The sequence below is a fragment of the Segeticoccus rhizosphaerae genome (genome assembly GCF_009192725.1).
GTDB classification, from domain to species: domain Bacteria; phylum Actinomycetota; class Actinomycetes; order Actinomycetales; family Dermatophilaceae; genus Segeticoccus; species Segeticoccus rhizosphaerae.
Window position 1 is genome coordinate 1 of the sequence record NZ_VOHR01000245.1, and the last position, 5684, is coordinate 5684.

Consider the following 5684-nt stretch of genomic DNA (forward strand, 5'->3'; position numbering starts at 1 on the left):
CGCGCGCCTCCCGCAGCGGCGGCCCCTCGCCGTCCCAGGACCGGGAGGCGTAGCGCAGCGTCGCCACCGCGATGCGGCCGCACCCGACGGTGCGCAGCTGCCAGGCGAACGGCAGCATCCGCAGGTATGCCGGGTCGAGGACCGTCATGGGCACGTCACCCGAGGCCTGCCCCCCGGGGAGCAGCAGCACGAGCGCACGGCACCGCCGGCCCGCGTGGACGCTCAGGTGCGCCCGGCGCTCAGGCACTGGTCACAGTTCCGCGCGGGAGAAGTTCTGGAAGGAACGGCTGGCGGTGGGGCCACGCTGGTCCTGGTAGTGGGAGCCGTACTTCGCGCTGCCGTAAGGGTTCTCGGCCGGGCTGGAGAGCTGGAAGAAGCACAGCTGGCCGATCTTCATCCCCGGCCACAGCATGATCGGCAGGGTCGCCACGTTGGACAGCTCGAGGGTGACGTGCCCGTTGAACCCCGGGTCCACGAAACCCGCCGTGGCGTGGGTCAGCAGCCCGAGCCGCCCCAGTGAGGACTTGCCCTCCACCCGTGCAGCGATGTCGTCCGGCAGCGTGACCTGTTCGTAGGTGGACCCGAGGACGAACTCCCCCGGGTGCAGCACGAAGCCCTCCGTCTGGTCGACCTCGACCAGGTGAGTCAGGTCGGGCTGGTCCTGCGCCGGGTCGATCACGCCGTACTTGTGGTTGTCGAACAGCCGGAAGTACTTGTCCAACCGCACGTCGATGCTGGACGGCTGGATCAGCCCCGCGTCATACGGATCGAGGCGCACACGCGCGCTATCGATCTGGGCACGGATGTCTCGGTCGGAGAGGAGCACGGCGACAGGCTAGCCTGCCCCGATCTGTCGCCCGCGACGCCGTCGCCCGCCGGGCCAGCGAGCCAGGAGGTCACCGCCTGCGGTCGCGTCCTCGACCGGAGGAAGGAGCGCGAAGGAGCCGGGCGGGCCACCCCCGGACCCGGTCGGTTACACTTCCGCGAGCGCCACCGTCACGCCTGTGCGGCTGGCTCTGCGGGCGTAGTTCAATGGTAGAACATCAGCTTCCCAAGCTGAATACGCGAGTTCGATTCTCGTCGCCCGCTCCACCGACGAATCGCGCCGCCGACCAGCCCGATTCGGTTCCTGCCACCACCTCGGCCCCTGAGGTCATACAAGGCGCCCGCGCGAGCCTTCGAGCAGGGGTCACCCCGCTCCTGAGAACCGGCTGAGAAGTGCCACCCGGCCCCGGGAATCCTCACCGTCGGTCGGACGTTCAGCCCGCATGACCACTACCCAACCGGCCGCCCCGGCGCAGGCAGATCCCGGCGTCGTGCGCCGCTGGCTGGCCGACGAACGAGCCGCGGCCCTCCTCCGCCTGAACGCGCTCACCAAGGACTTCGACGACATGGTCGCGGCGTCCGCGTCGATCTCGATGGACGACGAGCACGACCCCGAGGGCAGCACCATCGCCTTCGAGCGCTCCCAGGTCAGCGCCCTGGCCGACCAGGCCCGCCGACACCTCGCCGAGCTCGACGACGCCGAGGAGCGGCTGCAGGCCGGGCGCTACGGGCTGTGCGAGTCGTGTGGCTCGGTGATCCCCGCCGGACGGCTCGAGGCCCGGCCCACGGCGACGCTGTGCATGAGCTGCGCGTCCCGCCAGCGCCACTGACGGTGGACCCGGGAGACGCCGGTTGCAGGGCTGCGTCCAGCCACCCGTTCGCGCGACGGCCCCGGGGTGCGTGGCGATTTATCCCGGCGTAAGGTAAGCCTCACCTAAACCCTAGAAGTGAGGTGTGTGCCGACCATGCGCGCTCGTCGTCCCGCGGCCCTGCTGGCCGTGTCCCTGTCCGTCGCCCTCGGCCTGGCCGCCTGCGGTGGGAGCAGCAGCGGCGACCCCGGCCCCGGCGACAGCGGCAAGGCCGAGCTGACGCTCTACAACGCGCAGCACGAGGACCTGATGCAGCTGATGGTCAACGGCTTCGAGAAGAAGACGGGCATCTCGGTGCAGATGCGCAACGGCGACGACTTCGAGATGGCCAACCAGCTCGTCCAGGAGGGCGACAAGACTCCCGCCGACGTCTTCGTCACGGAGAACTCCCCGGCGATGACGCTGGTCGCGAGCAAGGGCGGCTTCAGCACCGTCGACAAGGGCACCCTCGGCAACGTCCCGAGCACGTTCGTGCCCTCCGACCACCGGTGGGTCGGCTTCGCTGGCCGTTCGACCGTGCTCGCCTGGAACACCCAGCAGCTGAAGGCGGCCGACCTGCCCACCTCGATCCTCGACCTCGCCCAGCCGAAGTGGAAGGGCAAGGTCGGCTTCTCGCCGAGCGGCGCCGACTTCCAGGCCATCGTCAGTGCCGTCCTGAAGCAGGAGGGCGCGGCCAAGACCGAGGCCTGGCTGAAGGGGCTGAAGACCAACGGCAAGATCTACGACGGCAACAGCACCGTGATGAAGGCCGTCAACAGCGGCGAGATCCAGGTCGGCGTGATCTACCACTACTACTGGTTCAAGGACCAGGCCGAGTCCGGCGCCAACAGCAACCACGTGCAGCTGAAGTACTTCGGCCACCAGGACCCGGGCGCCTTCTTCTCCATCTCCGGCGCGGGCGTGCTCAAGGCGAGCAAGCACCAGCAGGAGGCGCAGGAGTTCGTGGCCTACCTCACCAGCCCGGCGGGCCAGAAGATACTGGCCGAGAGCGCCGCCATGGAGTACCCCCTCAACCCCAAGGTCGCGCCCAACCCGAAGCTCAAGCCGATCAACGAGCTGGATGCGCCCACCATCGATCCGTCCACCCTCAACGGGCCGAAGGTGGTCGAGCTGATGCAGCAGGCGGGCCTGCTCTGAGGTGAGCGTCTCCGGTCAGGTGATCGAGGCCCTGCTCCCCGCCGGGGGCAGGGCCCGACGCGGCTCGTGGCGGCAGAGCCATCCGCCCACCCTGGTCGCCTTCGCGGTCCTGGTGGTGCTGCTCGCCCTGATCCCGCTCTTCTTCGTCGTCGGCTACACCGTCGACATGGGCTGGGCCCAGCTGCGGGAGATGGTATGGCGTCCGCGCGTCGGCGAGCTGCTGGTCAACACCACCCGGCTCACCGTGGGCTGCGTGCTCGCCTCGGCCGTCATCGGCACCGGTGCCGCGTGGCTGGTGGAGCGGACGACCCTGCCCGGCAAGCGGCTGTGGCACGTGCTGCTGACCGCGCCGCTCGCGGTGCCGGCCTTCGTCAACAGCTTCGGCTGGGTGTCGATCACCCCCAAGGTCGAGGGTTTCGGCGGCGCCCTGCTGATCGTGACGCTCTCCTACTACCCGCTCGTCTACCTCCCCGTCACCGCGTCGCTGCGGGGGCTCGACCCGGCCCTGGAGGAGACCGCCCAGTCGCTCGGACTCGGCCCGTGGCGTGCCTTCGCGCGGGTGGTGCTGCCCCAGCTGCGGCCGGCCCTGCTCGGGGGCGGCCTGCTCGTCGGACTGCACCTGCTGGCCGAGTTCGGCGCGCTGCAGATGCTGCGCTACCCCACCTTCACCACGGCGATCTACGACCAGTACCGCTCCACCTTCAGCGGCCCCGCGGCCACCGCCTTGGCCGGGGTGCTGGTCATCTGCTGCGTCATCCTGCTCACCGTCGAGCTGCGGCTGCGCGGCAAGCAGCGGTATGCCCGGGTCGGTCGGGGCACCGCTCGCGCGCTCCGACCGCGCCCCCTGGGCCGGCTCACCGCGCCCTCGCTGCTCGCCGTGCTGGCCGTGGTCGTCCTGGCCATCGGGGTGCCGATGGGCAGCCTGGTGCACTGGCTGGTCGTGGGGACCTCCACCACGTTCCCGGTGGGCGACCTGCTGGTCACCGGCGGCACCTCGGTCGGGCTGGCTGCGGCGGCGGCGCTGCTCACCACGGTGCTCGCGCTACCCGTGGCGTGGCTCGCGGTGCGGCACCGGTCGGCCGTGACCACCGGACTGGAACGCAGCACCTACTTCGGCAACGCGCTGCCCGGCATCGTCGTGGCGCTCGCGCTGGTCACCGTGTCGCTGAAGTTCTTCTCGCCCGTCTACCAGACGGTCTGGCTGCTGGTCGCCGCCTACGCGATCGTGTCGCTGCCGCGGGCGATGGTCAGCGTCAAGGCCGCACTGGTGCAGGCGCCACCTCTGCTCGAGGACGTCGCGCACTCCCTCGGACGGGGCCCGCTGGAGACCTTCCGCCGGGTCACCGTCCCGCTCATCGCGCCGGGGCTCGGCGTGAGCGCCGCCCTGGTCTTCCTCGCCGTGGTCACCGAGCTGACCGCCACCTTGCTGCTCGCCCCCATCGGCACCCGTACGCTGGCCACCCAGTTCTGGAGCAACTCCTCCAGCGTCGCCTACGGGGCTGCGGCTCCGTATGCCGCCCTGATGGTCCTCATCTCCATGCCGGCGACGCTGGTGCTCACCCACGCGACATCCCGGAGGTCCAGCGCATCATGACCGGCTTGACCCTGCGCGGCGTGTCCAAGAGCTTCGGCGGCACACCGGTCCTGCACGAGATCGACCTCGAGGCGCCCGCCCGGTCGTTCACGGCCGTGCTCGGGCCCTCCGGCTGCGGCAAAACCACGATGCTGCGCCTGATCGCCGGCTTCCTCACGCCCGACTCCGGCACCATCTCCTTCGACGACCGGGTGGTCTGGGGTGGCGGCCGCAACGTGCCCGCCCAGAAGCGGCGGGTCGGCTACGTGCCGCAGGAGGGTGCGCTGTTCCCCCACCTCGATGTCGCCGCCAACATCGGCTTCGGCCTGCCACGGGCCACCCGCCGCGAGGGCCGCACGGTCGAGGAGCTGCTAGCCCTGGTCGGGCTGGCGCCGTCGCTCCGGACCCGGATGCCGCACGAGCTCTCGGGCGGGCAGCAGCAGCGGGTGGCGCTCGCCCGCGCGCTCGCGCCGTCACCCTCGGTGGTCCTGCTCGACGAGCCGTTCGCGTCGCTCGACACCGGTCTGCGGGCAGGCACCGGGCGAGCCGTGGCCGAGGCGCTGCGGGAGGCCGAGGCCACCGCCGTCCTGGTGACCCACGACCAGGGTGAGGCGCTCTCCCTGGCCGACCAGGTCGCCGTGATGCGCGACGGCCGGTTGGTGCAGGCCGACTCACCGCGGGCGATCTACGAGACCCCGGCCGACGAGGGCGTCGCCCAGTTCCTGGGTGCGTCCATCGTGGTGGACGTCTCGCTGGATGCCGCGGACCGTCATACCGGCCGGGCCTCTTCGCCGCTCGGACCGGTGACCCTGGCCGGCGCCAACGGCAACACCGGTCGGGCCCGCGCACTGGTGCGGCCGGAGCAGATCAGGCTGTGCGAGCGCGGTCAGGGGGTGCCGGCGTTGGTGACCGAGGTCAGCTACTACGGACACGACGCCGCCGTGCGCCTCACCGTCGAGGGCGACCACCGGCTGCGAGTCACCGCACGAGTGCTCGGGCTCTCGGTGCCCAGCCCCGGCGAAACGGTCGGCCTCGAGGTCACCGGCGGAGTGACCGTCTTCGACCCCTCGCACTGATCCCCGAACCGGCCCCCAGCTGGGACGTCCTGCGAAGTGGTCGCCCCGGAAGCCGCACCGCAGGACGTCCCACCACGGCACGGGGGAGGTCCCGGTGACCGGGTCAGCTGGCGGGCGCCGGATGCCCGGCCGTGGCGGCCGTGTGCTCGACGGCCTGCCGCTCGAGCCTGCGCAGGTCGCGCGTGGCGGTGTGGAGCGAGGAGG

At 71.2% G+C, this 5684-nt stretch carries 6 protein-coding genes and 1 tRNA gene; 5 read left to right on the forward strand and 2 right to left on the reverse strand.

All coding sequences use genetic code 11. The features are described 5' to 3' along the window. On the reverse strand, positions 1–190 hold a 190-nt coding region (locus FRW57_RS16205), incomplete at its 3' end, for a hypothetical protein (RefSeq protein ID WP_203230369.1). 60 nt (positions 191–250) lie between these two features. Further along, positions 251–826, reverse strand: coding sequence for a dCTP deaminase (gene dcd, locus FRW57_RS16210; RefSeq protein ID WP_152186483.1), 576 nt, complete (start codon positions 824–826; stop codon positions 251–253). Between the two features lie 192 nt (positions 827–1018). Between dcd and FRW57_RS16215 the strand changes: the two genes are divergently transcribed. From FRW57_RS16215 to FRW57_RS16235, 5 genes are all read left to right on the forward strand, one after another. Beyond that, positions 1019–1092, forward strand: a tRNA-Gly gene (locus FRW57_RS16215). A gap of 176 nt (positions 1093–1268) precedes the next feature. Next, positions 1269–1655, forward strand: coding sequence for a TraR/DksA family transcriptional regulator (locus tag FRW57_RS16220; protein ID WP_137121898.1), 387 nt, complete (start codon positions 1269–1271; stop codon positions 1653–1655). Between the two features lie 135 nt (positions 1656–1790). Then, positions 1791–2831, forward strand: coding sequence for an iron ABC transporter substrate-binding protein (locus tag FRW57_RS16225; protein WP_152186484.1), 1041 nt, complete (start codon positions 1791–1793; stop codon positions 2829–2831). Between the two features lies 1 nt (position 2832). Further along, on the forward strand, positions 2833–4425 hold the full coding sequence (locus tag FRW57_RS16230; protein ID WP_238999461.1) for an ABC transporter permease: 1593 nt from the start codon (positions 2833–2835) through the stop codon (positions 4423–4425). After that, positions 4422–5480, forward strand: coding sequence for an ABC transporter ATP-binding protein (locus tag FRW57_RS16235; protein WP_137121900.1), 1059 nt, complete (start codon positions 4422–4424; stop codon positions 5478–5480). The genes FRW57_RS16230 and FRW57_RS16235 overlap by 4 nt, the downstream gene beginning before the upstream one ends. Positions 5481–5684: the final 204 nt, after the last annotated feature.